25 protein-coding genes, 1 tRNA gene and 3 pseudogenes are annotated in these 26076 nt (G+C 45.9%); 13 read left to right on the forward strand and 16 right to left on the reverse strand.

Features of this window, described 5'->3' with window-relative positions:
- Window positions 1–3: 3 nt before the first annotated feature.
- A pseudogene (locus tag AC07KQ_RS08810) lies at window positions 4–1538 on the forward strand (helix-turn-helix domain-containing protein).
- Here AC07KQ_RS08810 and AC07KQ_RS08815 read toward each other — a convergent pair.
- The gene (locus AC07KQ_RS08815) at window positions 1532–1906 is read right to left on the reverse strand and encodes a hypothetical protein (protein WP_003566031.1); all 375 of its coding nucleotides are present in this window, start codon (window positions 1904–1906) and stop codon (window positions 1532–1534) included. The pseudogene AC07KQ_RS08810 and the gene AC07KQ_RS08815 overlap by 7 nt on opposite strands.
- A 77-nt stretch (window positions 1907–1983) precedes the next feature.
- Between AC07KQ_RS08815 and rlmD the strand changes: the two genes are divergently transcribed.
- Entirely contained in the window at window positions 1984–3351 is a 1368-nt protein-coding gene (gene rlmD / locus AC07KQ_RS08820) for a 23S rRNA (uracil(1939)-C(5))-methyltransferase RlmD (protein WP_173959206.1), read from the forward strand.
- Between the two features lie 284 nt (window positions 3352–3635).
- The gene (locus AC07KQ_RS08825) at window positions 3636–4109 is read left to right on the forward strand and encodes a nucleoside 2-deoxyribosyltransferase (protein WP_003566035.1); all 474 of its coding nucleotides are present in this window, start codon (window positions 3636–3638) and stop codon (window positions 4107–4109) included.
- An 83-nt stretch (window positions 4110–4192) separates the two neighbouring features.
- Here AC07KQ_RS08825 and AC07KQ_RS08830 read toward each other — a convergent pair whose 3' ends face one another.
- Window positions 4193–4930 carry a GntR family transcriptional regulator gene (locus AC07KQ_RS08830; protein WP_003566037.1) on the reverse strand — a complete coding sequence of 246 codons (738 nt, stop codon included), beginning with the start codon at window positions 4928–4930 and terminating at the stop codon, window positions 4193–4195.
- 205 nt (window positions 4931–5135) lie between these two features.
- On the opposite strand from AC07KQ_RS08830, the gene AC07KQ_RS08835 reads away from it, so the two are divergent.
- A complete protein-coding gene (locus AC07KQ_RS08835) occupies window positions 5136–6152 on the forward strand; it encodes an IS30 family transposase (protein ID WP_003596308.1) in 1017 nt (338 codons plus the stop codon).
- 113 nt (window positions 6153–6265) lie between these two features.
- Here AC07KQ_RS08835 and AC07KQ_RS08840 read toward each other — a convergent pair whose 3' ends face one another.
- Both AC07KQ_RS08840 and AC07KQ_RS08845 read right to left on the reverse strand, forming a co-directional pair.
- Window positions 6266–7702: a 6-phospho-beta-glucosidase gene (locus AC07KQ_RS08840; protein WP_003566039.1), complete on the reverse strand. Its 1437-nt coding sequence runs from the start codon at window positions 7700–7702 to the stop codon at window positions 6266–6268.
- A gap of 52 nt (window positions 7703–7754) precedes the next feature.
- Window positions 7755–8246 (reverse strand): annotated as a pseudogene (locus AC07KQ_RS08845) (PTS transporter subunit EIIC); the annotation flags it as partial.
- Between the two features lie 60 nt (window positions 8247–8306).
- Between AC07KQ_RS08845 and AC07KQ_RS08850 the strand changes: the two are divergent.
- Both AC07KQ_RS08850 and AC07KQ_RS08855 read left to right on the forward strand, forming a co-directional pair.
- Entirely contained in the window at window positions 8307–8582 is a 276-nt protein-coding gene (locus tag AC07KQ_RS08850; protein ID WP_003566536.1) for a transposase, read from the forward strand.
- Window positions 8579–9442: an IS3 family transposase gene (locus AC07KQ_RS08855; protein ID WP_003663214.1), complete on the forward strand. Its 864-nt coding sequence runs from the start codon at window positions 8579–8581 to the stop codon at window positions 9440–9442. The genes AC07KQ_RS08850 and AC07KQ_RS08855 overlap by 4 nt, the downstream gene beginning before the upstream one ends.
- Before the next feature lie 168 nt (window positions 9443–9610).
- Here the strand turns inward: AC07KQ_RS08855 and celB are convergent.
- From celB to AC07KQ_RS08895, 8 genes and pseudogenes are all read right to left on the reverse strand, one after another.
- Window positions 9611–10072, reverse strand: a pseudogene (gene celB / locus AC07KQ_RS08860) (PTS cellobiose transporter subunit IIC); the annotation flags it as partial.
- 22 nt (window positions 10073–10094) lie between these two features.
- Window positions 10095–10589 carry a hypothetical protein gene (locus AC07KQ_RS08865; protein ID WP_003566043.1) on the reverse strand — a complete coding sequence of 165 codons (495 nt, stop codon included), beginning with the start codon at window positions 10587–10589 and terminating at the stop codon, window positions 10095–10097.
- A gap of 26 nt (window positions 10590–10615) precedes the next feature.
- Window positions 10616–10933, reverse strand: coding sequence for a PTS lactose/cellobiose transporter subunit IIA (locus AC07KQ_RS08870; RefSeq protein WP_003566045.1), 318 nt, complete (start codon window positions 10931–10933; stop codon window positions 10616–10618).
- Window positions 10934–10942: 9 nt separating this feature from the next.
- The gene (locus AC07KQ_RS08875) at window positions 10943–11257 is read right to left on the reverse strand and encodes a PTS sugar transporter subunit IIB (RefSeq protein ID WP_003566047.1); all 315 of its coding nucleotides are present in this window, start codon (window positions 11255–11257) and stop codon (window positions 10943–10945) included.
- Window positions 11258–11576: 319 nt separating this feature from the next.
- On the reverse strand, window positions 11577–13331 hold the full coding sequence (gene spxB / locus AC07KQ_RS08880; protein WP_480156545.1) for a pyruvate oxidase: 1755 nt from the start codon (window positions 13329–13331) through the stop codon (window positions 11577–11579).
- Window positions 13332–13654: 323 nt separating this feature from the next.
- Window positions 13655–14821, reverse strand: a complete 1167-nt coding sequence (locus tag AC07KQ_RS08885; RefSeq protein ID WP_003575996.1) for a hydroxymethylglutaryl-CoA synthase — start codon at window positions 14819–14821, stop codon at window positions 13655–13657.
- Window positions 14805–16085, reverse strand: a complete 1281-nt coding sequence (locus AC07KQ_RS08890; protein WP_016372891.1) for a hydroxymethylglutaryl-CoA reductase, degradative — start codon at window positions 16083–16085, stop codon at window positions 14805–14807. Before AC07KQ_RS08890 ends, AC07KQ_RS08885 begins: the two co-directional genes overlap by 17 nt.
- Window positions 16086–16096: 11 nt before the next feature.
- Window positions 16097–17278: a thiolase family protein gene (locus AC07KQ_RS08895; RefSeq protein ID WP_173959207.1), complete on the reverse strand. Its 1182-nt coding sequence runs from the start codon at window positions 17276–17278 to the stop codon at window positions 16097–16099.
- A gap of 344 nt (window positions 17279–17622) precedes the next feature.
- Here AC07KQ_RS08895 and AC07KQ_RS08900 point away from each other — a divergent pair, with 344 nt between their 5' ends.
- The gene (locus tag AC07KQ_RS08900) at window positions 17623–17922 is read left to right on the forward strand and encodes a hypothetical protein (RefSeq protein WP_016384301.1); all 300 of its coding nucleotides are present in this window, start codon (window positions 17623–17625) and stop codon (window positions 17920–17922) included.
- Here AC07KQ_RS08900 and AC07KQ_RS08905 read toward each other — a convergent pair whose 3' ends face one another.
- Both AC07KQ_RS08905 and AC07KQ_RS08910 read right to left on the reverse strand, forming a co-directional pair.
- Window positions 17923–18753 carry a TIM barrel protein gene (locus AC07KQ_RS08905; RefSeq protein WP_016384300.1) on the reverse strand — a complete coding sequence of 277 codons (831 nt, stop codon included), beginning with the start codon at window positions 18751–18753 and terminating at the stop codon, window positions 17923–17925.
- 146 nt (window positions 18754–18899) lie between these two features.
- Window positions 18900–19463 carry a restriction endonuclease gene (locus AC07KQ_RS08910; protein WP_016384299.1) on the reverse strand — a complete coding sequence of 188 codons (564 nt, stop codon included), beginning with the start codon at window positions 19461–19463 and terminating at the stop codon, window positions 18900–18902.
- A gap of 112 nt (window positions 19464–19575) precedes the next feature.
- On the opposite strand from AC07KQ_RS08910, the gene AC07KQ_RS08915 reads away from it, so the two are divergent.
- The gene (locus AC07KQ_RS08915; RefSeq protein WP_003584874.1) at window positions 19576–20394 is read left to right on the forward strand and encodes an aldose epimerase family protein; all 819 of its coding nucleotides are present in this window, start codon (window positions 19576–19578) and stop codon (window positions 20392–20394) included.
- Between the two features lie 59 nt (window positions 20395–20453).
- Here the strand turns inward: AC07KQ_RS08915 and AC07KQ_RS08920 are convergent, their stop codons facing one another.
- A complete protein-coding gene (locus tag AC07KQ_RS08920; protein WP_173959208.1) occupies window positions 20454–21593 on the reverse strand; it encodes a M20 family metallopeptidase in 1140 nt (379 codons plus the stop codon).
- Window positions 21594–21671: 78 nt separating this feature from the next.
- Window positions 21672–22277, reverse strand: coding sequence for an ECF transporter S component (locus AC07KQ_RS08925; RefSeq protein ID WP_003566067.1), 606 nt, complete (start codon window positions 22275–22277; stop codon window positions 21672–21674).
- 336 nt (window positions 22278–22613) lie between these two features.
- On the opposite strand from AC07KQ_RS08925, the gene AC07KQ_RS08930 reads away from it, so the two are divergent.
- The 5 genes from AC07KQ_RS08930 to AC07KQ_RS08950 all read left to right on the forward strand — a co-directional run bounded on the left by AC07KQ_RS08930 (window position 22614) and on the right by AC07KQ_RS08950 (window position 26069).
- A tRNA-Leu gene (locus AC07KQ_RS08930) sits at window positions 22614–22699 on the forward strand.
- 140 nt (window positions 22700–22839) lie between these two features.
- The gene (locus tag AC07KQ_RS08935) at window positions 22840–23334 is read left to right on the forward strand and encodes an N-acetyltransferase family protein (RefSeq protein WP_480156546.1); all 495 of its coding nucleotides are present in this window, start codon (window positions 22840–22842) and stop codon (window positions 23332–23334) included.
- A gap of 279 nt (window positions 23335–23613) precedes the next feature.
- Window positions 23614–23889: a transposase gene (locus AC07KQ_RS08940; protein WP_003566536.1), complete on the forward strand. Its 276-nt coding sequence runs from the start codon at window positions 23614–23616 to the stop codon at window positions 23887–23889.
- Window positions 23886–24749 (forward strand): IS3 family transposase, encoded by an 864-nt coding sequence (locus AC07KQ_RS08945; protein ID WP_003663214.1) that lies wholly within the window; start codon window positions 23886–23888, stop codon window positions 24747–24749. Before AC07KQ_RS08940 ends, AC07KQ_RS08945 begins: the two co-directional genes overlap by 4 nt.
- A gap of 132 nt (window positions 24750–24881) precedes the next feature.
- Complete coding sequence (locus AC07KQ_RS08950; protein WP_480156639.1) at window positions 24882–26069, forward strand: ISL3 family transposase; 1188 nt, start codon at window positions 24882–24884, stop codon at window positions 26067–26069.
- Window positions 26070–26076 lie beyond the last annotated feature (7 nt).

Here is a 26076-nt window from a genome sequence, read left to right on the forward strand (position 1 = left end):
GTTATGTTTGAAGCCAGTTTCTTTGACCGGCACAGCTTAATTAATTATCAACTATTCCGGGCAATGAAGACCCTACAACAGACGACAATGTCGATCAATACGCTTAGCCGCAATACTGGGCTTTCGTATTCGCAGACTTACACGGCATTTCAGACCGTTTTAGCACAGCTCAACCAAATCTTACCTGACAAAAAGATTGACGAATCAAACTTCGCAGCAGTTTTGCCTGATGTTTCGATTGATCGTTATCGGTTCTCGCTATTAAAAACAGTCTACCATTTGAATTTTTCGATGGGGTTTTCAAGAATCCGCATTCGGACTTTCACGCCTTCAAGCAGCACCATCAAACAAGTATTTCAACGTTGCGGCGCCGAATTTCGCCGTTTCGAGACTACTTAGCTGACAATGGTGTCACGCTAAATAGTACTACTTGGGCCATTGAAGGCGATGAATTGCATATACGCTTAGCCATGTTCACCTTCTTTACATTAGCCTATCGCGGGGCAGGATGGCCATTTTCAACTGCAGAAGAGCGGGAAGCAAAAACACTTCTCAAGGTAATCAACCAAACAAAGCAGGCTTTCTTGGTGTCACCAATCCAACCAATGTCCAAAGAAGCTTTACTGATTCTCGCCATTCAGATGTTACGAATCAACTGTGGGCACGCCCTTTTACCAAACCGGCGAATGCAGCTGTTGTTTGACGGTGAAACTGAATTGCCAGATTTGATTTTTACGCCAGACTACTTTCCCAATTTATCTGCTTCTGAATTAAAAGCAGAAAAACAGTATTACTATTTTTCGCGTATGTATTTTATGACCGTCACTCGGCAACCACATCAAATTGATTATCAGATCATGACCCATTTTCAAAGTAAAGATAACTTAGTGAATCGATTTGTGCGACATCTGGTCACTTCTTTGAATAACCAATTAAAAGAAACCAAAAGTCAGTTAATTGCCGAAAATCAAGTCATGATAGCCAATCTTTATCGATTAAGTTTCACCGAGTATGTGCTGAATGGTCATTTTAGTCAGAGGCTTGATTTTGCTTCGACATTGCATGACGAAGCACGAACAAGCCAATTGACGGCCAAAATTCGCGACTGTTTGAAACGAATTCCCAAAATGGCGCCTGAGTCAATCTACGCAGACTTTACAAGCCAATTTATTAATGGTCTCTATATATTAGTCAATGATAATTATCCTGAACTCAATCGTGACATGCAAATGGTCGTTAACGTTTTGATTGAACATGATTCTTTCGTCAAACGGGATCTCTTAAACTTTTTAAACGATTTAGGCTTTATTCGCGTTGTGCCTCCAACCGAGGCGATCAATCCTGATTTGATCATTACAACGCTGACAAAGCCAAAACGGGTGATCCCTTGCATGGGCCACCCGTTTGATCCAACTGTTCCCTTGATCACTTGGTCCAAGGAACCCAGCGATCAAGACTATTTTCACCTTTTTCAACGCTTAAAACGCCTACAGCGCGAGCAACGAACAGCAGCCGATACGAATCAGACTCGTCAGTGAATCGGTTTTGCCGTGTAGCCGACAAAGTAGACTAGGGCTTCATACCCGGCAAGTCCCAAAATGACCGCTGCAATTAGAATCGTTTGACTGAAGTTGCGATTAAACCAAAGAAAGACTACCATCGCAAACATCACAACAAAATAGGCATTTTGTAGGCTGCGATTGATTTGAATTTCAAATTGGGCATCCGGACTTTGATAGTCAATCGTGTGGATCGCATTAAACCGACCAACTTTATAAGTAATCTTATCGCCGCGTTGCACCTTTAAGTCTAGCGTCTCGCCAACTCGTATCGTATGCGGCGTGTCATTTTGCCACACCGTTGCTGTCATTTTTCTACTCATCGTATTCGAATAATTGATTTTCACATTAAATCCTCCCGATGATTCATTATACTAAACATTCTTAAGCCTCGTCACCATTTCTCAAAGCAAAGGAGCATTTCATGGCAGTCACTGTCAAAATCGGTCAGCGTTTTCCCCTGACCATCAAGCGTCTAGACATTAATGGCGCAGGTATCGGTTATTATCAACGGAAAATTACGTTTGTTACCGGTGCACTACCTCAAGAGGTCGTCGTCGCAGAGGTTACTGGGATTCACGACCGTTATCTTGAGGCCAAAGTTCATAAAATTCGGACGGCTTCACCAAATCGCGTAACCCCGGCAGAACCGCTATTTGGACAAATCGGCGGGGTCGAACTCAATCATCTCGCTTATCCGGCGCAATTGCGATTTAAGCGAGATGTCGTCGCACAATCGCTTGCCAAATTTAAACCAACTGGCTGGACCCATTATGATTTGCGGCCGACGATTGGCATGGCACAACCAACGCACTATCGAAACAAGGCCCAATTTCCTGTTCGGGTCATTGATGGTCACGTACGCGCAGGTCTTTATGCTCCAAACTCACATCATCTCATCCCTTTAACCAAGTTTCTGACCCAAGCACCGCTGACAATGAAAGTCGTGACAACCTTGTGTCAGATTCTCGAACAGCTTCAGATCCCGATCTATAACGAGAAAAAGCGCTCCGGAATTGTCAAAACATTGGTTGTTCGCGAATCATTTGCAACGAAAGAAGTCCAGGTCACGTTCATCACGAACAGTCCAAAATTACCGCACGAAGGCGAATTGCTCAATGCCATCGCCACTCAGCTTCCCATGGTGGTCAGCATCGCCCAGAATATCAATCCTGGCGAAACATCCTTAATTTGGGGCAAAGAAAGTCGCCTACTGGCAGGTCTCCCTTATATCCAAGAAACACTGTTAGGCCGGACTTTTCAACTCTCACCACAAGCATTTCTCCAACTGAACCCAAAACAAACAGAGACACTTTATACATTGGCCGCAAAAGCACTTGATTTAGGGCCGCACGACACCTTAATTGATGCGTACTGTGGGATCGGAACAGTCGGCATCAGTTTAGCAAAAGGCAATCAACCTATTTACGGAATGGACACCATTGCGGAAGGCATTGCCGATGCCAAGGCAAATGCTAAAGCAAATGGCCTCACCAATGCCCATTATTCAGTGGGCAAGGCTGAAGACATTTTTCCAAAATGGGTTCGAGAAGGCATGAAACCAGACGCGGTCATCGTTGACCCGCCACGAGCAGGACTAGAGCGTGCCTTTATCGACGCCCTCCTTGAACTCGATCCACCCAAATTTGTCTACATTTCCTGCAACCCTTCCACCTTGGCCCGTGATCTCGTTTTCCTCACTAAACGCTACAAAGTCGACTGGATTCAAAGCATCGACATGTTTCCACAAACAGCACGATGCGAAGCAGTGGTAAAATTTACAAGAGCGTGAACAGCTGCGTTTAGGAACCGTAACATAAGCGGCCTCAAGCTGTAACCAGCCGGGCTTTGGCTGGTTACGGCTTGAGGTCCTTATGTACAGGTTTCTGCGGCTGTGAACGCGTTTCAAAAAGGGCGTGAACAGCCGCGTTTAGAAGCCGAGCCATAAACGGCCGTTTAGTTTCAAGGTCTGTATGTGTCAGATTTTGCGACTGTGAACGCGTTTCATCAGGCCACCACTTCACGGTACCCCACCTAAACCAACAATCCCGCAAACTACAGACGAGGTCTTAAAAAATGAAAATTTACTTTGCTAACGCCTTGTTCAGTCATGCTGATTTTAATTACAATGCGCAACTCGCTGCCCAAATTCGCCGCGCCTTACCAGATGTTGACATGTATGTGCCTCAAGAAAATGCCGCGATCAACAACAAAGAGGCATACGCCGATTCGAAAATGATTGCCGAAGCCGACACCAAGCGGCTGCTGTCAGCTGACTTGATGATTGCCATTCTCGATGGCCCCGTGATTGATAACGGGGTCGCTAGTGAAATCGGCGTTGCCTATGCTGCTAAGATTCCTATTTTGGGTCTTTACACGGACAGTCGACGGTTAGGCGCCGCCAATCAACAAAAACTCGGTGCTTTGCAACAAGTTGCAGAAAACCAGTTTCACTATCTCAATCTGTATACCACTGGTTTAATTAAACTTAACGGCGCCATTTTAACTGATGAGGATAGCTTGATCGCCAGTATCAAATCCCGTGCTTAAATCCGATTCTAGTGACATGTAAAAAAGCTTGCTAATATGTTAGCAGGCTTTTTTACATGTCACTATCAGCCGAATTAAGAAAATTAATGCATTTTCTTAAGCATAAAAAATTTGGTTTTACGAAAGTCATAAAAGATTTTCGAAAACGCAAATAATTTTCCAGAACTTAGATACGAATCGTCACGAACAACTAAACTTGGACTTCCGTCTGCAATCCCAAAGAATTTGGCTGGTAAGCCAGAAATCATTTCACACTCAATTACAGAGTCAATGAATCCAACTTTCAGACCAGGCTTTTGATCAATAAAAGCAAATAGGGACCCCTTTAATGCACTATTCGGAATGTTGTCCACAATCGATCTTAAATAATACGAGTGTTCTACTAAGAACGGTTGACCGTCTAGTGTTCGTTGCCGCGTCACCGAAATTAATGTCGTCTCATTCGGCAATTTCTGGCTTTCAGGCAAAAAATCTGCCTGATCTAGCGTAATGACTTGTTGATGAATTGCCGTTGTTTTAACAACTCGTCCCTGTCTCGCCATTTCTTCCGTCAACCCAACGTTATTTTGAAGCGATATGGCCCCCTCAACGTGGTGTGGGCGAGCAAAAGTGCCGCTACCATGTGCCTGATAAATGTAGCCCAAATTGGCAAGATCTTTTAAGGCTTGTCGTAACGTGTAACGAGTGACTTGATATTGACGCATCAATTCCGGCTCAGCAGGTAGTTGACCATCTTCATCTTGAATAGCACCTTGTTGAATCGCCTTGATTAATTGATTCTCGAGTGTTTTAATATCATAGCTACTTTCCCGCTGAGACAATTTATTTCCGCCTTTCAACTTTGCTTCCAAGCTCAGTCATTTCATGTTATTATACCGCCATTTACTGTTCCGGACTAGCTCCACGTCTCCAGTAAAAAAAACGCCCCAGTTTACAATTCAAGTGCAACACCCTGACGACTAGACCATAAAGGCCATGAAGACCTATTCTTGTTAGTGCTAGCTAAACAAGAAAGCAGGAATCTTCATGACCCACTCTCAGACTAACACCCACAAGCATTACCAACAACTCAGTTTTAGCGACCGTGCTACAATTCAGGCCCTTCAGGCTGCTGGTGACACCGCGACCGTGATTGCACAGAAGCTTCATCGCAGTAAAGCGACAATCTCACGAGAAATCACGCGTGGATCTGTAACTCAGCTCGACTCGAAGCGTCACTCGCATCAAGTCTATCTTGCGGAAACTGCCCAAGCCATGCACGACCGTAAACGCGATAGAACCGGTCACTACGCCTTTCTTAAGACCGGCCGTGCGTTCTTCAAGGCTCTCGCCAGGGAGCTTACTCGTAAGCCGCGCGTACACAGCGTTGATAGCTTCGTACACTTCTATCGCGACCAGGGCAAGGCTTGCCCTTCAACGACAACTGTCTATCGCTACATCGACGCCGGGCTGCTTGAGCTAGACAACATGACACTTCCCAAGAAGCTCCGACGCCGCATCAAAGGCTATAAGAACGCCCACAAGCGCAAGAATAAGAAGATATACGGCGACTCAATCGAGTTGCGTCCTGCGGCCGTGAATGACCGCACAGGCGTGGGACATTGGGAAGGCGACTTGGTCAAAGGTATTCGCTTAGCTGATGAGCCAGCATTAATGACGCTCACAGAACGGTACAGCCGGACTGAGATCATCGTCAAGATTCCTGACTATCATGCGGGCACCTGCCTTAAAGCCTTGCAGGACACGATCGACGACTACGGGGCCAAGGAATTTGAGAGTATCACTTTTGACAATGGTTCCGAGTTTGCCAAGTTATCAGAGATTGTTGGAACCCAGATTTACTTCGCACATCCGTACTCGCCTTGGGAGCGTGGCACAAACGAGAACGCCAATGGACTGCTTAGGGAATTCTTCCCGAAAGGGAAGTCTCTCAGAGCAATTACCCTGGTTGAAATTCAAGCAGTCCAATCCGCACTGAACCATCGTCCCAGACGTATTCTGAACTATCTTCGCCCATGCGATTACTACCGATGCATGGCGTAACAGCCTAGACCACTATCAAGAATTCGTTATCATCGTTGCACTTGACTTGAAAATTGAGGCAGTAAAAAAAACGCCCTTCGAAAGGCGTTTTTTTGACTACATGCATTTTCATGCTAGGCGAGATCATCCCCGTTACTACGAATCACTTTTTGGAACCAATCAAAAGAGGCTTTTTTGCTTCGTGCAAGTGTGCCTTTACCTTGATCATCTTTATCAACATAAATCACGCCATAACGTTTTTCCATTTGACCGGTTCCCGCCGAAACCAAATCAATAATGCCCCACGGTGTATAACCCATCAGCTTGACACCATCGACCTCAACCGCAAGTCGCATCTGATTAATATGTTGACGTAAATAATCGATTCGATAGTCGTCTTGAATATGGCCATCCTGATTGATCTTATCAAATGCCCCAAAACCGTTTTCGACAATAAATAAGGGTACCTCATATCGATCACTAAACCAGTTGAGTGCATAACGCAACCCGACTGGATCAATCTCCCAACCCCAGTCTGAACGTTGAAGCGTCGAATTCTTAACCTCTCGATTGTGTCCCATGGTAATAAAGTCTGTAGGTTCATCTTGTGAGGCTTCAGTGACATGGGAAGCATAGTAAGAAAATCCAATATAATCGACTTTCCCAGCTAATAAAACATCACGATCTTCAAGTGTGATGTCCAAGTTAAACGCATGTCGATCAAAATAACGATCCAAAAATGCAGGATACTTGCCCTTTACTTGGACATCTGCCAGATAATAATTAGTCTGCATCGTTCGCTCAGCTTTAAACACATCATTTGGATTCGGTGTTGCGGGATAAACAGGACCCATCGCAACCATACAGCCAATTTGAAAATCGGGGTTAATCCGATGCCCAATTTGGACTGCCAAGGCACTTGCAACGGCCTCATAATGAGCGGCTTGAAACATGACTGCTTCTTTATCTTCATCAGGCTTGATCAGTAGCCCAGAATTGGTGAACAGAGACCATTCATTCATCATGCCAACCTGATTATTGATTTCGTTAAAAGTCATCCAATATTTAACTTTGTCTTTGTACCGATCAAACACAACAGTCGCAAATTTGACGAAGAAATCAATCACCTTACGACTACGCCAACCACCATATTTTTTGACAAGGTGATAAGGCATTTCAAAATGTGACAAGGTAATCACTGGTTCAATCTGATGCGATAAAAGATCATCAAACACGTCATCATAAAATTTCAGCCCTGCTTCGTTCGGCTGTTCTTCATCACCATTCGGGAAAATTCTAGTCCAAGCTATGCTTGTCCGAAAACAGTTCAAGCCTAAATCAGCAAAGAGCTGATCATCTTCATGATAGCGATGATAATAATCAATAGCATCATGATTGGGATAATTCTCGCCTGATTGAACACCGTCTGTAATTCTGCGTTTAGTTTCATTATCGCCTGCGGTCATCACATCAGCAATGCTGACCCCTTTACCGCCTGCTTGCCACCCACCTTCGAATTGATGAGCAGCGACTGCGCCGCCCCACAAGAAACCTTTAGGAAATGCTGTCAAAATAATCCTCCTTATTTAGTCCTCGAACCATTTACAATTGGTCTGCCGCTTCTTAAGCCGCCGCCTCCGCTGCACCTTTTGCCTGCTCATCTTTATATAGTTTGCCATCATAGAACTTAATAAATGGGAACCAAATCAGGAAGGCTACAAGCGCACAAACGAAAGCTAAAACAATTGCTCGCCAATCGCCTGCCGTGCCGATGAACCCTGAAAGACCAAGTGGTGTTGGCCATGCCGGCTGTGCAATCATCGGTTTAACCCAATGCATTGAAATTGCGAAGTAAGCCATACTCATGGATGCCATCGGTGCTAAGAAGAATGGAATCGCTGTATATGGATTATAAACAACTGGCATACCGAAAAGAATTGGTTCGTTAATGTTGAAGAAAGCTGGAACAACAGATGCCTTGCCTAATGCACCAAGCTGTGCCGATTTTGCAAAGAAGGCGATAAAAATAACCATTCCAAGCGTAGCGCCTGATCCACCTATAGTCACAAAACAGTTATTAAATTCTCCGGCAAATGGGATGTTTGCCCCCGGCTCCTATGCTGTAATTACGGACAAAAATAGTTTGTGCGATAATTGACAGATGAGGAATATTTTATGACCAATACAGCTATTCGCTACACCCCCGAATTTAAGCAAACCTTGATTGATCTTCATGAAAAAGGACACTCATTCAAAGAACTACATGAAGAATACGGTCCTTCCTTAGACACTATTCGCAAATGGGTTCAGGCGGCCACTGTCATTGCCATTGATCATCAAGGTACTGCTGTGACCAACGAACAGTTCAAGCAACTTCAAAAAGAAAATCGCCGTTTGAGGGAAGAACTCGATATTTTAAAACGAGCGGCGGTGTTGCTGGCAAAGCGTTGATTCATAGCGGCCGAAAGGCCGCTCTTTTTATGATTCAAGATCAATTGAGCCGGGGGCACCGCATCACAGTTATTCTCCGAGCGTTACGGATCCCTTCGAGTACCTACTATGACTGGTTAAGGTGGCATCCTAAGTCACGAAATCGCCGCCGAATTAAGCTTAAAGAGCTGGTTCAGGTTCTTTGGCAACGTCGAAAGTTTTACGGATACGTGCGGATTGCTAAACGTATTCGTAAATTACTTAAATGCCGCTTAAGTGACCGCACGATTTGGAAAGTCATGCGTGAATTGGGGATTCAATCGACAATGTATCGTAAACGCTCTAAAAAGCCTACCACAACCACTGACATGCCACAAAAACCTAATTTAATGCGACACCTAGCTGACTTGTCTGAGGTCGTGACCACCGATATCACCTATATTCAACTGATCAACCAAAACTGGGTTTACCTTGCAACAGCGTATGATCCAAAAGCGAGAAAAGTCTTAGCTTGGCAAGTGGGTCAACAGATGACACAAGACCTCGCGGTCGCACCGATTCAAGCGTTAATTCACCAAGGTTATACTTTTAAGATGGTTCATAGCGATATGGGTAGTCAATATACCAGTCGTTTGTTTGAGACAACCTTGACAGATGCGCACCTGCGTCACTCATATTCTCGCAAAGGCAAACCGGCTGATAACGGGCGGATTGAGGCCTACCATTCGCTATTGAAACGAGAATGGGTCCGGTTGGAGCAGATCAACTATGAATCAATTTTAGACGTCACTGAATCCATTGCTCGTTACAACACCTTCTACAATCATGATCGCGAGACCAACGGTCGCGGTGCTTGCAAAAGAAAGTCAGCAGCTGCATAAGTAACCGTTCAATAGGCGCACAGCCCTGGGGAAAGCACCAGATGTCAGGGCTTGTTTGTCGTACCTATGGCACGTTAAACAAGATTAAACGCTGATAAAAGATCTGATAATGCGTGAATTTAAGTGACAACCATACGCATTCGGCAGAACCGTACAATTTTTGTCCGGGCCATTGACATTCTTGCCGTCCTTGGTGATTTCGGTGACCAAGGTCGCTGTCCCACCTTTAAAGACTAATTCAGGTATACACATAAAAAACGCCATCATAGAAAGTAATGCACCATTTAAAGGATTAATATCAATTTTTTCTTCCTGAGCCTGAATGCGAGTATATTCATAACCAAAAACTAAACAGAAATAAAGTGCTAAAATGCCCATGGTCGCGCCATTAGCAAGCATATACAAATTTGCAACCTTATCAAAAGAACCCTTCCAAATACCGACTAATGCCGGAAAACTTTGGGGGAGAACATTAATAATTAAAAACATTGATCCAACGATGGTAAATGGAATGGATGCCATTCCGGCAGCCATGACTCCGCGAACGATTCTGAACGAGGCAAGTTTTCCCATTGGTCCCATCAAATGATTGTTCATAAATTTAAACAATTTATTATTACTTGAATCCATAGTTTTGTCTCCTTGTTTGAGCTCATTGTATGCTTTGAGCAAATTTATTTATTTGTTGTAAATACCGATCCTGATTTTTTTCAATCAAACGGATACGCACTAAGAGATAAAAACATATGCCTAGACCAATTAACAGAACAGTCGTTGCCAGAGATAAACCCTTTTGTCCTAAAAATGGAAACAGTTTTGTCCCAGATCCAGCGACAATTATGGATAAGCTCAGGAAATTGCTTATTAACTGAACTACATAACCGAACTTAGTAAATGGTAACTTGCTATCTCTTCGCCAGTACTTACTTACTTGTTCAACCGCTACCACTGCATTTATAACGGTCAAACAAAACGGTACCCATTTCATCGCGCCCTGTGTGCCCAAACTAAGAAAAAACCAATATAAATTTGCAAAGAAAAAACCGGCGGTCACGTAACGGATTAATAAATAGCGATTAAAGTACATACTAGTTAAGCTTAATTCTCTCCGACTCTTGTCATATCTTGCTTTATTTTGGTCTGACATGCGTGTCACATTCCTTTCGCTTAGACTTATTTCGTAGCTAACTTTTTATAGAGGTCAACGATTTCCCCTGCTAAGTCTCGAAATGTGATTGCATTCATAACATGATCCTGTCCGTGCACCATCAATAATGATACTGGATGTTTTTTCCCTTGAGCTTCTTCGGTTAACATACCTGTTTGTGCATTATGTGCATCTGACAGAAAGCTGTCTGCCTCTTTCAGTTTTGCTTCTGCGGTAGAAAAATCACCGACTTTTGCAGCTTTAATTGCCTCAAAAGAAGATCCTTTTGCATTTCCTCCGGCCATAATTAGCTGCATGATCACTAGTTGCTCTTGCTCGTTCATCCTGACCTCCTACTGCTCGTCAATCAGCTTAAGAGCCGTTTTTAGAACATTTTCGCCTTTCATTAAGCCGTAATCCTGCATATTGATCACTTGAACTGGGATACTAAGATCCTTTTTGAAATCTCCCTCTAAATAACGCACTTGTGGTCCAAGCATCAGGACATCTGGTTTTTCTGAATCTAACTTGTCATGGGCATCTGAAGCCGAAGTAGCAAAGATTTTTGCTTCAATACCATCTTTGGTCGCTGCATCTTCCATTTTTTTGACTAACATACTGGTTGACATACCTGCTGCACAAACTAACATAATTGTCTTCTTACCCATTAGTTTTTCCTCGCTTTCAAAATTTCAAAGTTATTGTTCACCACAGAATGACTTTTTAATATCAGCATACTCGCTAGCTTAACGAGCCATATCAGAAGTCATTCGAATGACTATTCGTTCGAACGACTTTTATAATACCAAGAAATCGCTTTCTTGTAAACGATTTCTTTAATTTTTTAAAATTTTGTCTCTACGCCTTATCGCAAAAGCCCGGCAACTAATAATGAAGACTTAAAATAGCGGTAAGCAAAAAAAAAGCCTTCCAGCAAGGCATATTAATTGCTGGAAAGCTTTGTAATTTATATTTTAAGTCAACCAGTTAAGCATTTGTTACCGGTTTCTCCGCATCTTCCAGTAACTGTCGGAATGGAATCAGACTTTCTGCATGATATTTCTTCACAAAAGCATCCACAGCAGCAGGATCCTGAGTTTGCTTGTCCAAAACAAGTTGTTCAACCGGAATTGGACGAAGATCAGAAATCTTCACATCAATGACAACCGGACCCTTACGATCTTTTGCCTTAGCAAATGCGGCTTTCAATTCGTCCAGATTGTGCACTTCAAATCCTTGAGCACCTAACGCTTCAGCTGCCTTACCATAATCGGCATCAATTAAATCAACCCCGGAGTGCGGCTGTTGCGTGTCATCCTGTTCAGCTTCAATAAAGCCCAAACTCTCATTCGTCAAAACAACGTTGATGATTGGCATATGATATTTGACCTGTGTCAGAATATCCTGCATGACCATGGCAAATCCACCATCACCAGAAATTGACCAAACTTGCCGATCAGGGAATTCCGCTTGCGCACCAATCGCTGCTGGCAAGGCATAACCCATTGTCGCATACCAGCCAGACGTCGTGAACACTTGATCATCATTGGTCTTCAGATAACGCATCCCATTGATGGTAACATTGCCAACGTCTACTTGGAAAATGGCATCTTTTTCGGCCATCTCATTGATCAATTTGAAGATTGGTTCAACGCGCAGTGGCGTGGAGCCATCATCTTCAAATGAAGTCATCCACTCGCGCCAATTTTCCTTGTTGGCCAGAGCAGCCCGATACCAAGCGCTTTCTGGCAATTGATCAGCCTTTTCGCTCAGTGCCTTGATGAACTTCTTAGCATCGGCCAAAACAGCTAAGTCAACGGTGTGACGACGGCCAAACTTGCTACCGTCAATATCAACCTGAATGTATTTAGCATTTGGTGCTATAAAGTATGGCTGGAATGGGAAATCCGATCCCAAGAACAAGACGGTGTCAGCACCGCGCGCAACTTCAACGCCAGGTTTAGAAGCCACACGACCGGCCGAGCCCATGTTTGCCTTATAATCATCAGGCACGATTCCCTTAGCCAAGGCAGTCGTGATGATCGGAATATGCGTTTTTTCTGAGAAAGCGACGATCTCGTCGCGCGCACCCCGCGCGCCATTTCCAACATACAAGATTGGCTTCTTCGCATCTTTCAAGATATCCCAAGCTGCGGCAACCTGATCCGGGTCTGGGTCAGGCAAAAGCGGCTTCTGGTACAGATTGGCTGATGATACATAATTGTCATCAATCTGGGTCCAACCTAAATCCTTTGGAATAGTCACAACGGCAACCCCGTTATGCTTATAAGCCTGACGAATCGCCTCGTCAACAACATGAGGCAACTGCTCAGCAGTCATGGCTGTACGGTTGTATACAGACACATCAGCAAACATTGGGTTCTCGTTCATTTCTTGGAAATAATTGGTGTTCATGGCAGCAGTTGGTACTTGCCCTACCAATGCCAAAACTGGCACATTATCATACTGTGCGTCATACAACCCATTCAGAAGATGAACAGCACCAGGACCGGCAGAACCAAACGTCGCCCCGATTCGACCCGTTACCTTAGCTTCACCTGCAGCAGCCAATGCGCCTACTTCTTCATGGCGAACCTGAACATAATTAATGGTGTGACGGCGATTGTACAGCGCATTCATGGTACTATCAAAAGAACCGCCCGGTAACCCATAAATATTATGGATACCCCAGTCTTCGAGCACCTTGATCATTGCGTCTGCGGCGTTTATTTTTTCTGTCATGACACTTGCCTCCAATATTATTACTTACATTTTGTAAGTTCTTTACGATTACGAGTATAACAATTTATTGATAACAATGCAAGCCCTTTCATCCGGCTTAAGTAACCTTAACGCCCAAATTGCGACCTTAGCGCATAAAGCGCTTAAACTAGCAAGCGACGGCACCATAACAGTCAAACAAGTGAACTAATACAGCATCACCACGCCATAACATGCTTGGTAAATCTTTTTCACAAATTAACTTAATGATGATCAGGATCATGGATCAAAAAAAAGGACCGTCGAGGGACGGTCCTTTTCATCATCTTATTAGCTGTCAAGCATTACCGCTGCTGATATTGACGTTCTTGACCGATCACACCGGTCAAAACAAACTGACCATGATAATAAGTCGGATCACTACGATAATCTTCTGGATCATAAGGCACCTTATCGCTGAAAACAGCTTCGTATTCAGGAACGGTTAATTCCTGACGATCAGCCAACATTTTAGCGTGATTGGCTGCATGCAGTTGTGCGGCAAAATCCGGTTGCAAGATGCCGCTAAAAAATTCTGCCACGGCCCCGGAGCCATACGAGAATAAACCGATCCGGTCACCCGCTTTCAAGCTAGTATCATTGTCCAACAACGACAGCAGACCCAAATACAAAGAACCGGTATAAATATTGCCAACTCGCCGGCAGTACCGAGTGCTTGCCTCAAAGCGCCGTTGCAGTCGCTCGCCAGTGGCTTCATCTGTGTCCGGCAGAACAAGCTTTAAAGCTTTCTTGCCCATTTTGGTATACGGTAAATGGAATGTCATCGCAGCAAAATCACTTGCTGTGTGATGGCGTTGGGTCTGGTATCGTGACCAAATTGCTTGAAAAAAAGCTAAATATTGTTCCGTTGAATACTTTCCTTGTGCAATTGCTGTGTCTTGATAAACCGGCCGCCAAAAATCGTCAATAGATTCAGACCGATAAACCGAATCGTCTTCAATGGTCATGATGTGCGGCTCTGCTTTGATTAACATGGCAACCGCGCCCGCACCTTGTGTGACTTCTCCTGCTGTTGCCAAACCGTACCGGGCGATATCCGCAGCAATGACTAAAACGGTTTTATCTGGGTGAGCGGCGATGTAGTCACGCGCCATCATTAGTGCGGCAGTACCGCCATAACAAGCTTCCTTTAACTCAACGGCCCGCACCCACTCAGGGAGTGCCAATAAATCATGAATAAACAATGCAGCCGATTTACTGGCATCAACACCACTTTCAGTACCAACCAAGACCATGCCCAAGCTAGCGCGAATCGCTGGCGTCAACAACTTTGTCGCTGCATTCGCACCCATCGTGACAATGTCTTGGCTAGAAGGTGGTACCGCTTGCTCGTCTTGGCCAATGCCAATCGTATATTTGTCCGGATCATCACCTCGAACCTGCGCGAGTTTTACTAAATCAACGTAGAAATCTGGGGTGTCCATAGCGATTGCATCAATCCCGATTTTCATCTTTTGATTGGCCTACTTTCTTGTTTAAACGAATGGTTGTTAAATATTGTTGCGCATGTTTTAAATCCATACTACCTTGACGAAGTGCGTTCACAAGCATCGACAATTCTGTTTCTGTTGCCCCGGCAGCAATGGCGAGGGCATTAGCTTGCAACTTCATGTGACCAGCTTGAATCCCCGGTCCAGCCAATGCTCGCATCGCAGCAAGATTTTGCACCAACCCGAGGGCGGCAATAACTTGCTGCATGATAGCTAAATTCTGATACCCACCGAGCCGTCGGACAACCTGCGCCATTGGTAAAGCACCGATCGCCCCGCCAACCGCCCCCATCGGCAAGGGCAGCTGTAAGTGACCAACTAAATGGCCCTGATCCATATACCAGCGCGATAAAGGCTGATACCTGCCAGACGCACATGCAAATGCACCGATACTTGCTGCGACAGCGCGGGTATCATTGCCAGTAGCCAATACAGCACCAATAATACCGTTAAGAATGCCCTTGTTGTGGGTCACTGCCCGCTCAGCATCGACAAAGGCTAACTCGCTAAGCTGAACAATTTTCTTAGCAATCACATCTCCAGAAACAGCTTTCGTCGCTAAAGAAGCCGGCTCAAGTGAAACCTCAGCCGTCACGAGTTCTGTTGGCGCGTTGGTTAAAATACTGACAAGAACATCACCGTCTACCCAGCTTGTCACCGCCGCTGCGACCGCTTCGGCAACTGTATTCGCATAATTGGCCCCCATTGCCTGTTGCGGATCGAGCGTTAAACGGATTTTCAAGAACTGTGCTCCTAGTGATTCGACCGTTAACTGATCAAGACCACCGCCACGTTGAATCATCGAAGGATGCGCAACCGCAATGACTTTCTGAATATCAGTCTGATGAGCCAAAATCGTTTGCCTTGCTTGCACTAAGTCCGTCAAGTTAGTCAGGACTACTTCAGCGACCACTCGATGCGCCGCTACATGGGTCCTAACGCCCCCGTTTGCAGTCGCAAGCCTGGCCCCATTACTGGCAGCTGCAATCACAGAAGGTTCCTCATCCGCTATAGGCACTTGATGTAGCTGTCCATTGACCAACAAATTGCGAGCAACGCCTAGGGGTAAAGGAAACTCGCCGATGGCATTTTCGATCAGACGCGCTCCTGTGACTTCAGGCAAGCTATGCGTACCAGCTAACAACGCAGCATCCTGTGTTGTTAACCACCCTTCTTGAACCAATTGATCACGGCGTTTTTCCGGAGACAACTCGTAAAATTTCATCACGATCTCCCTCAGACACGCATCGCGATTTGCATGGCGATACCGATGCCACCGCCAACGCACAATGCGGCAATGCCTTGGCGTTGATTACGTTCAGCCAGATCGTACAATAATGAGATTAAAATTCGGGCACCTGAAGCTCCCAATGGATGACCCAACGCTAAGGCGCCACCATTGATATTGAATTGTTCATCCTTTAAACCAAGGTCACGAGCCACAGCAACGCTTTGTGAGGCAAATGCTTCATTCAATTCAATTTGATCAATTGCCGCGATAGAGCCGCCGGTTGCCTGCAGTATTTTATCGATCGCCAGTTTTGGCGCATACCCCATAATTGCCGGATCAATACCCACCTCGGCAAAACCAGTGACCGTCGCTAAATAATGGAGCCCCAGTTGTTCGGCTTTCGATTTTGCCATCAGGATCAAGGCGGCTGCGCCATCATTAATGCCGCTTGCGTTACCTGCTGTAACAGTACCGCCGACTTCAAAAACAGGCGGTAATTGGGCTAATTTAGCCAATGACGTATCGGGCCGAATGGCTGAATCACGATCTACGATGACATCCCCGTGACGGGCAGCAATCGTCACTGGGGCGATCTGACTCTTAAACCGACCCTCAGCTGCGGCGGCCGCGGCGCGTAAATGCGAACGGAGAGCAAACTCATCTTGCTCCTGACGACTGACGTTAAATTGTGTCGCCACATTTTCCGCCGTGATTCCCATTGGCTGCTGACTGAAGGCATCATTTAATCCATCGCGACTCAAACCGTCAACCAGCGTTGTATCGCCAAATTTGTGGCCTGAACGAACCGCTTCGGCGTAATAAGGTACTTGACTCATGCTTTCGGTACCGCCCACAAGCACCGCGTCAGCCTCGCCGAGTTGAATGGCAGCTTGCCCAAGCCGCACTGCCTTCAGGCCTGAGCCACAGACTTCATTGACAGTCATCGCCGTGCTGCTAGTGGCCATACCGCTTTTTAATCCGATTTGTCGGGCAACATTCTGCCCAGAACCAGCCTGCATGACATTACCAAAGATCGCCTGGTTGAGTAACGCTGGGTCAATTCGTGCAGCCTTAATCGCCGCCTGCGCTGCCGCAACCCCTAAATCAACGGCACTGGCGCCAGCCAAATCACCACCCAACTTACCAATCGGCGTCCGTTTGGCACTTAGAATCACAACTTCTTCCATGATGACCTCCTAAAGAGCGTGAACAGCCAACCGGCGCATAATCAAGAACGAGGGCAATGGCCGAGCCATTGTTCTCGTGGTTCTGATGTGCCGGTTTCTGTGGCTATGAACGCGTTTCGACAAGCATATGCTGAGATAAACCGTTTCAGTTTATCACAGTCGTTCAGATGACGCACTGATATAATAAGAGCAGGAGCCAACCCGGTTACACCGACTTTTGGGTTGGCGATCGCCTAAAAATGCTGCTCATCTCCGTTTACTAAATAGATTGTATGCGATTGTTCCCCAAAGCAACAACCATCTTGACCAATCCTTAATGAATCATTTCGAAAGAAGGCTACCTCATGCGTGTCACCGATTTGCTGGCTTTACTAGCCGATCAAAATAAAAACGCCTCGGTGTTACTCGACACAAAGCCGACACCAAGTCGTTTTGACGATTTTAAGTTAACAACCGTTAATGATCAACCGCAACTGATCTTTCAGCCTAATCCTGAGCGCAAAGCCGCATTGCACGTTTGGGAATTGCAACTCTTATTGAACCAACCTGATTTACAGCAACGATTCGTTTATCTAGCTGATGTTGATGAACCGCGTGCGTTATTTGGATTTGTTAAACGGCAAATTGGCTTGCTGCTCAATTGATTACGCTGGATGTTTGGTCGCAGCTAACCGTTTAGCAACGCTTTCCAAATAATGATGACTTTCAATCATTTCCCGACAATCAAACTGATCCTTTAAACCAATTTCATAAATGCGACTCGCATTTTGATTCAACAGTGGCAAGACCCGCGCCCAATCAATCCGTCCGCGGCCAAGCGGTAAACTATCATGCGTTTGCCCCATGGAATCAACAAGATGATAGTGCCGAATCAGCGGCTTCAGATGCGCTAGGCTGGCCATGAGCCGATCATTATCGCCATGTAACACAATAAACGTATGACTGGTATCATAGGCTAAAGGTAAATGCCAGCGCAACAAACGGTCTTCAAAGGTGGGATCACCATATCGGAAAATCGGTGACATGGAATTTTCAAACACGACATGACCCGGTGCTTCCTGAGCAAAAGCAATCATGCGCGCCAAGGCAACGTCTTGTGCTTTGCCCACATCCGTCCAGCCAGCATAATCGCCAGGCGTGTCAACGCGGTATCCGCCGTGAATCAAAGCCGTGGCGTTAGCTTTTTTGGCAAAGTTCATGAGTTTAACCGAACTTGTCATTAAAAAGTCATAGCGTGTAGGATACTTCGTCGGATTCATGGCAAGCTCATTACGCTGGCCGCGAAACCGCATCGGATGATGAAAAACCACCGTTGGCACCTGACTCTGAACTAATGCTGCCATCTGGACAAAATGCGACCATCCAGCTTCGGTAAAATCATTTTCGGTGAGATGAAATTCAAATACATCAGGATGATATTGCAGCCGATCACGAATCTGCCGCTGATCTGTACTAGCCTTTAAGCCTAATAGCATGTACACTTTTCCTCCTTAATTCAAAACCCGCTCATGATTCCAAAAATTGCTCATAAGAACGTTAAGCATCACTGACCAAGGCTCTAGCGGCTTCTGCTACGCTTTCGAAGCGCTTCTACTTGCACTTTCAAATTTCAGTTGTCTTTTTAACTTGGCAACCGGCGCATTAAACGTTTCAACTTTTTACGATCAATCAGCATCACACCCAAGTCGTCGGCCAAGGCGATTGCCGAATCAGAAAATTCGCTATTGGTGATCACCGCTGCTTCGTCGAGCTGGTAAAAATGATGGCCCGCCCAAACTTCCTGCACGGCCTTGTTGCCAACGAAACCGGTGTAACGCTTGCACTGAAAGCCAATCGTTTTACCTTTTTTGCGGGCAATAATGTCAATTCCTTGATCACCTGAAGCCTGCGTCAGTTGAATGTGCTTAAACCCATTGCGCTTCAACAGATACGCGCAAAAAGACTCAAACTTTTCACCCTCCATAATATCGACAGTTTCCATTTTCAAATCACGAAAACGAAAATGATGATGATAAAGCATGATGGCATTGATCACAACAAAAAGACTGATGATCCCAAAACTAGCCGGATCACCATATTGCCGCAGTTGGCGGGGCAGAAAACTGCGGGCCCAAAAGCTGTAAGCGAGTGCCAAAATAAAGAGCCCCCACAACAGCTGATAGGCTTTTTTGAGTAACGTTCTCATGGGTCTACCCCTCTCTTTCCCTTTAAGCCTAGCAGATTCACCGCGTAATTGCATTGAATCTCTGCCAATTTTTCTGTACGCTTAAGAGATTGAGAGAGGAAGCGTTTTCGTCATGCAACTAAGTGCCAAGATCTTTGCCAAAGTCGGTAGCGAACGGATTACCCAGTATTCTTTAGTCAATGACCATCAGATGACGCTACGTTTTTTAACGTTTGGTGCTCGGGTTCAACAGGTTCGCCTGCCAAATGCTGCAGGTGACGATCCTAATCTGCTGCTCGGGTTCGTCACGCTGGAAGACTACTTACACCAACCCGGTTACCTAGGCGCCTTTACCGGCCCTTTACAGGCAGCTGACGCTGAGCTAGCCCCGGGTTCATGGCAAAACTGGAATTGGGCAGTTAAAACCAGTCAAGAAACCGATCTAGCCATCACCTTCACCCTAACATTACCTGAAAATGCTGACGGTCAGCCAGGTCAGCGAGAACTCAGTATTACCCACCGATTGACAAATGACAATTTGTGGCAGATTGACATGCAGGTGGCAACCACTGCCGACTTGAAAATACATCCCCGGCTCAATTTGCCTTGGCTGCTCACTGCCGACCCTGCCCAAACAATGCTTTCAGCCAAGTTGACTGCCGATGAACATGTTACCCCTGTCCCTAAAACTGCCCGCTGTGAGACTGCGCAACGTTATTCCCTTGCAGCCGCCGATTGGCAGTTGGCATATCTAAGCGATGCTTCATTCACGAGAATTGATTCTTACGCTGGTATCAACTCCGAAAACAATTTTAACGGTATTCTCGGCCAACCCAATGTAGCAGTCGGCTTTTCGCCGGAAATGAACCAAGACGCTCTGCCGTGGCTGTTGCCAGCCGGTGCAACTTGGCGGCATCATGCGGAATTTCACTTATCCAGCAACGCAAACTAAAAAGGTTTGACCCCACGGTATCTGTTGTGGGGTCAAACCTTTTTTCCAATCAGTGATGATTAATAGTTCATAAAAACATCCTTGAAGACTTTAACACTGTCAAAGACGTCTTTTAAAGTGACGTATTCATCCGTCTCATGAGACGTTTCATTTCCCGGGCCATAAATAGCTGAATCAAGACCGTCATGATAGAACAACGCCGCATCCGTGATGCCGGTGCGATAGGCCACTTGACCACGATTCAGCCCCGCACGTTGACGGGCTGTCTGTACCAACTGAATCAAATCATTATCAGGTGAAGCCGCAGCTGCGCCTAAAACGGAATCAATTGACAGACTCAACCGAACACCCTTAGGCACTGTCGTTTTAGCTGCTTGTTTCAACGCCGCAATAAACGCATCATTATCCGCAATCATGGTTGTCCGGATGTTACCGCGCAAATATGCGGACTCCGGAATCGAGTTGATCTGATTGCCACCATGGATAATATCAATATTATGCGTGGCATGACCAAGAATGGGGTCCTCTTTTGCCTGCAACGGCGCTGTTGCAGTTAGCGCTGCATTCGCAAATGCAAACAACCCATGAATGGCATTTGCCCCTAAATCTGGCCGAGACGAATGTGCTGCTTTCCCGTGCGCGGTCAATGTGTAATCAATAATACCGCGTTCAGCAGCGTCAACATTGCTATTGCCGGGTTCGGCCACAAGCAGTCCAGTTAAACGATCTCCGTAACCGGCAGCAGACAGTTGGCGTGCGCCGTCATTATCAACTTCTTCACCAACTGTCGCCATCAATTGAATCCCATGATCCAATTTTTCATGGGCAGCTTGCTTGAATGCCACAACCGCTGCAGCCAGTCCAGACTTCATGTCAGTTGCACCACGACCGTACAACTTGCCATCTTCTACATGTGCTGAGAATGGTGGAAACTGCCATTTATTGACGTTCCCAGGGTCAACCACATCCATATGGCCATCCACACCGAGCCAGCGCTGGGCATTAGGATTACCGATCGTCAGCACCAAATTATCACGACCGGGCGCATAACTGATGCGTTCCCGTTTAATCAATCCGGCTTTCAACTCAGGGGCTAAAAAGGTTTCAATCAGGTCTGCTACCTGGCCTTCTTTTGCTGCCACACTTGGTATCTTTACCATGGCACTGAGTAAATCAACGACTTGTTCTTCTTCTGTCAAGATAAGGCCTCCACTTATGATCGTTTGTATGCTGCTTTTGTTTGGCTTCGGACAGCCGCTCAGCACAACATTTAACGCTTATTTCCGTCTGAATCGTAATAATGCATGACCCAAAATTGGCGTCACGATACCGCCCAACAAGGCCTCGGCTACGGCGTTAATCGCCAAAGCCGTCATCAATAACCATCCTAGGTTGGTCGCATCCGCACCCGGCACAATTTGCGCTGCTTTACTGGCAAACATCAACCATGTAAACCCAATGACCAGCAAGGTGTTCGTCAAAGCACCGACAACACCGGCGAAAACCATTTTAACTGTTTGCGCCAACGGTGTTTGTTTTTTCTTGAACAATTGATGAAAAATAAATGCCGCCACCAAACCAACCATGACACGCGGCACGATGGCGATAATCGGATTTCTAAACAGCAGCAGGGTCACTGGATCAGTCGCTGATGTATACGCCCGAATCAGACTGGTTAACCCCCATAATAAGCCAAGGCTGGCACCGCCGCCATAGCCTAATACAATACCACCAATGATGACAGTCAAATGAATCGTTGAAATCGCAGGCCAAGCCGGAAAAATCTGCACATATCCGACCATTGGAATGTAAGCCTGAAGAATAATCAAAGCACCAAGAATACCAATAATCGCAATATTATAAGCTTTTCCGCGTTGCGTCATGCGCTGCTACCTCCAAATTGTCTAAGTTTGATTTTATCAAATTATACACGTTCGAGGAAAGTGATGCTGGGAGGAAGACTTTTACCGGAAACGCTAGGGAAAAGGTTGGCTGTCAAAGAATTCCCGCGATGGCGTTGCACAAAACACGCTCGTAGTTGGAGGAGACTACACATAAAGACCTCATAAATAAATGACTGAAAACCGGTCATTGACTTATCCGCCGGTTTCTAAACGCGTTCGCCACCCCAGAAACCGGAGTGGCGAACGCTCTTGAAAAATAAAGTTTGACTTTAAATCCCTAATTTCCTATAATATTTCTTGTGCTTAATTAGCCATGCGGGCATGGCGGAATTGGTAGACGCGCAAGATTAAGGATCTTGTGAGCATTATTGCTCATGGAAGTTCGAGTCTTCTTGCCCGCATCACAAAAGACCCGACCAACAGGACATCTTGTTGGTCGGGTCTTTTTTGCCACCTTAGATTTTCTAACTACCGGCAAGGCTCTCTAGCAGCTGTTTTAATCAATTATCATGTCACACAAGTCATTGAAAGGAGTTTCTCTATGCTTCGCGAAGCTCAATTTATCGATCTCGGTGCCATTGTTCACCTCTATCAACAACTAACCGCTGAAATGGCGACGATGGCCCCTGAAACTTATCGTCCATTAACTAGCGACAATCGTCAATATTTTGCCGACTACTTGCAAAATGACCTTGCTCGGCTTTTCGTGACCGAAACGGCTGGTACTTTAAGTGGGTTTGCACTTGTCGTTTTGGCTCGCACTGGCGACAATGCGGAATTTGTTCCGCAACATTTTGCCCAGCTGATCGATCTTTATGTGATCCCTGCGCAACGGCATCAGGGATTGGCTAAACAGCTTATGGACGCGGTTACGGCTTTTGCCAAAAGCCATGATGCCACTTTCATTCAGTTAAACGTTTTGAATGCCAATCAGACTGCCAAACAAGTCTATGCCAAAGCTGGGTTTGAACCAGTAAGTCTGATTTTGCAAAAACCGGGTCTACACTTTCTGGTGTTGAGAAATAATCAACACTGAACGTGTAGGCCCTTTTTGGATAACGCAAAAAGACACCTACTCAGTGTCCATGCTATGCTTGTTAGCGTCGAAACCAAAAGCAAGCGAGGTTATGAGTAAATGTCCCAATACGATCCTACACTGTCCGTCCTTGGAATACCAGACCATAATATCAAAGTTGCCTTTGTTCGTCATGAATATCGCGGCAACGGGGTACGTCGCCGCCAGTATCATGGGCTCCTATGCTGTAATTACGGACAAAAATAGTTTGTGCGATAATTGACAGATGAGGAATATTTTATGACCAATACAGCTATTCGCTACACCCCCGAATTTAAGCAAACCTTGATTGATCTTCATGAAAAAGGACACTCATTCAAAGAACTACATGAAGAATACGGTCCTTCCTTAGACACTATTCGCAAATGGGTTCAGGCGGCCACTGTCATTGCCATTGATCATCAAGGTACTGCTGTGACCAACGAACAGTTCAAGCAACTTCAAAAAGAAAATCGCCGTTTGAGGGAAGAACTCGATATTTTAAAACGAGCGGCGGTGTTGCTGGCAAAGCGTTGATTCATAGCGGCCGAAAGGCCGCTCTTTTTATGATTCAAGATCAATTGAGCCGGGGGCACCGCATCACAGTTATTCTCCGAGCGTTACGGATCCCTTCGAGTACCTACTATGACTGGTTAAGGTGGCATCCTAAGTCACGAAATCGCCGCCGAATTAAGCTTAAAGAGCTGGTTCAGGTTCTTTGGCAACGTCGAAAGTTTTACGGATACGTGCGGATTGCTAAACGTATTCGTAAATTACTTAAATGCCGCTTAAGTGACCGCACGATTTGGAAAGTCATGCGTGAATTGGGGATTCAATCGACAATGTATCGTAAACGCTCTAAAAAGCCTACCACAACCACTGACATGCCACAAAAACCTAATTTAATGCGACACCTAGCTGACTTGTCTGAGGTCGTGACCACCGATATCACCTATATTCAACTGATCAACCAAAACTGGGTTTACCTTGCAACAGCGTATGATCCAAAAGCGAGAAAAGTCTTAGCTTGGCAAGTGGGTCAACAGATGACACAAGACCTCGCGGTCGCACCGATTCAAGCGTTAATTCACCAAGGTTATACTTTTAAGATGGTTCATAGCGATATGGGTAGTCAATATACCAGTCGTTTGTTTGAGACAACCTTGACAGATGCGCACCTGCGTCACTCATATTCTCGCAAAGGCAAACCGGCTGATAACGGGCGGATTGAGGCCTACCATTCGCTATTGAAACGAGAATGGGTCCGGTTGGAGCAGATCAACTATGAATCAATTTTAGACGTCACTGAATCCATTGCTCGTTACAACACCTTCTACAATCATGATCGCGAGACCAACGGTCGCGGTGCTTGCAAAAGAAAGTCAGCAGCTGCATAAGTAACCGTTCAATAGGCGCACAGCCCTGGGGAAAGCACCAGATGTCAGGGCTTGTTTGTCGTACCTATGGCACGTTAAACAAGATTAAACGCTGATAAAAGATCTGATAATGCGTGAATTTAAGTGACAACCATACGCATTCGGCAGAACCGTACAATTTTTGTCCGGGCCATTGACATTCTTGCCCATGTGATTGATGCCGAGCTGACTTACCGGTTAACCCGGTGCCCACTGTGTGGCTTTGAGGCCTTGCACCCTAACGGGTTTTATACGGCCCACGTGCGCGTCCTCAATGGGGTTGAAATGCCGACAGTCATTGACTTGCACAAGCAACGATGGCGCTGTCATAACTGTTACCACACAGTCAGTGCCAAGACGCCACTCGTGCAACCCAACCACACGATCGCCACTCACATGACAGAGCGAATCATGAAGTTAGCGCATGAACGGTTGCCAGTCAAAACCATCGCCCGTATTATCGGAATCTCAGCTTCCTCGGTTCAACGGATCATTGACCAAAATCTCAAACTCCGACCGGCTCGCCGGCTGCCCACGCGACTCTGCTTTGATGAGTTCCGTTCTACTCATGGCATGATGTCGTTTATCTGTCTTGATGCCGATTCACATCGTCTGATTGCCTTGCTTGGTGATCGATTCAACCGCACGATTAAAAACTTCTTCATCGCTCATTATTCACTCGCTGAACGCACTCGGGTCCAGACGGTCACCATGGACATGAATGCAGCTTATCAGACGATTATTCATGAGGTTTTCCCCAAGGCCCAAGTCGTCATTGATCGGTTCCATATCATTCAACTTGCGGCTCGTGCCCTTGATCAGGTACGCGTCCAAGCGCTCAAACAGCTTGATGACAAACACAGCCGTCCTTATAAGATCATGAAGACAAACTGGCGGCTTTTTCATCAAACTGCGCCTGACGCTAAACACAAACAGTTCCTGTTTGGTTTGAATGAATACGTCACGCAACAGGAGGCCATCGATATCGCACTTGATACTGAGCCCAAGCTCAAGCAAACCTACGAGACCTACTTAGCGCTTCATGATGCCTTGATGGTGAAGAAACATCCCACGGAACTGGCAAACCTGTTAGCTACTTACGAGCCAAACGGTACGGCAATGGACATGACGATCGCGACGCTTAAGCGACACAAAGTCGCTGTTCTCGCCGCTGTCACCAGCCCTTATTCCAACGGTCCGATCGAAGGGGTTAACCGCCTCATCAAGTCACTCAAACGATCCTGTTTTGGCTTCAAGAATCAGCTGAACTTCTTCAAACGAATCTACCAAATCACGGCATAACATGACA

Source organism: Lacticaseibacillus sp. YLM2-1, assembly GCF_056583465.1.

What these genes read in the sequence shown, in the direction of transcription:
- rlmD (WP_173959206.1), top strand. Translation starts at nt 1,984, where the DNA reads ATGGCAGTCACTGTCAAAATCGGTCAGCGTTTTCCCCTGACCATCAAG.
- AC07KQ_RS08900 (WP_016384301.1), top strand. Translation starts at nt 17,623, where the DNA reads ATGCGTGTCACCGATTTGCTGGCTTTACTAGCCGATCAAAATAAAAAC.
- AC07KQ_RS08890 (WP_016372891.1), bottom strand. Translation starts at nt 16,085, where the DNA reads ATGAAATTTTACGAGTTGTCTCCGGAAAAACGCCGTGATCAATTGGTT.
- AC07KQ_RS08895 (WP_173959207.1), bottom strand. Translation starts at nt 17,278, where the DNA reads ATGGAAGAAGTTGTGATTCTAAGTGCCAAACGGACGCCGATTGGTAAG.
- AC07KQ_RS08940 (WP_003566536.1), top strand. Translation starts at nt 23,614, where the DNA reads ATGACCAATACAGCTATTCGCTACACCCCCGAATTTAAGCAAACCTTG.
- AC07KQ_RS08885 (WP_003575996.1), bottom strand. Translation starts at nt 14,821, where the DNA reads ATGAAAATCGGGATTGATGCAATCGCTATGGACACCCCAGATTTCTAC.
- AC07KQ_RS08865 (WP_003566043.1), bottom strand. Translation starts at nt 10,589, where the DNA reads ATGTCAGACCAAAATAAAGCAAGATATGACAAGAGTCGGAGAGAATTA.
- AC07KQ_RS08905 (WP_016384300.1), bottom strand. Translation starts at nt 18,753, where the DNA reads ATGCTATTAGGCTTAAAGGCTAGTACAGATCAGCGGCAGATTCGTGAT.
- AC07KQ_RS08825 (WP_003566035.1), top strand. Translation starts at nt 3,636, where the DNA reads ATGAAAATTTACTTTGCTAACGCCTTGTTCAGTCATGCTGATTTTAAT.
- AC07KQ_RS08875 (WP_003566047.1), bottom strand. Translation starts at nt 11,257, where the DNA reads ATGGGTAAGAAGACAATTATGTTAGTTTGTGCAGCAGGTATGTCAACC.
- AC07KQ_RS08925 (WP_003566067.1), bottom strand. Translation starts at nt 22,277, where the DNA reads ATGACGCAACGCGGAAAAGCTTATAATATTGCGATTATTGGTATTCTT.
- AC07KQ_RS08835 (WP_003596308.1), top strand. Translation starts at nt 5,136, where the DNA reads ATGACCCACTCTCAGACTAACACCCACAAGCATTACCAACAACTCAGT.
- AC07KQ_RS08850 (WP_003566536.1), top strand. Translation starts at nt 8,307, where the DNA reads ATGACCAATACAGCTATTCGCTACACCCCCGAATTTAAGCAAACCTTG.
- spxB (WP_480156545.1), bottom strand. Translation starts at nt 13,331, where the DNA reads ATGACAGAAAAAATAAACGCCGCAGACGCAATGATCAAGGTGCTCGAA.
- AC07KQ_RS08935 (WP_480156546.1), top strand. Translation starts at nt 22,840, where the DNA reads ATGCTTCGCGAAGCTCAATTTATCGATCTCGGTGCCATTGTTCACCTC.
- AC07KQ_RS08910 (WP_016384299.1), bottom strand. Translation starts at nt 19,463, where the DNA reads ATGAGAACGTTACTCAAAAAAGCCTATCAGCTGTTGTGGGGGCTCTTT.
- AC07KQ_RS08915 (WP_003584874.1), top strand. Translation starts at nt 19,576, where the DNA reads ATGCAACTAAGTGCCAAGATCTTTGCCAAAGTCGGTAGCGAACGGATT.
- AC07KQ_RS08870 (WP_003566045.1), bottom strand. Translation starts at nt 10,933, where the DNA reads ATGAACGAGCAAGAGCAACTAGTGATCATGCAGCTAATTATGGCCGGA.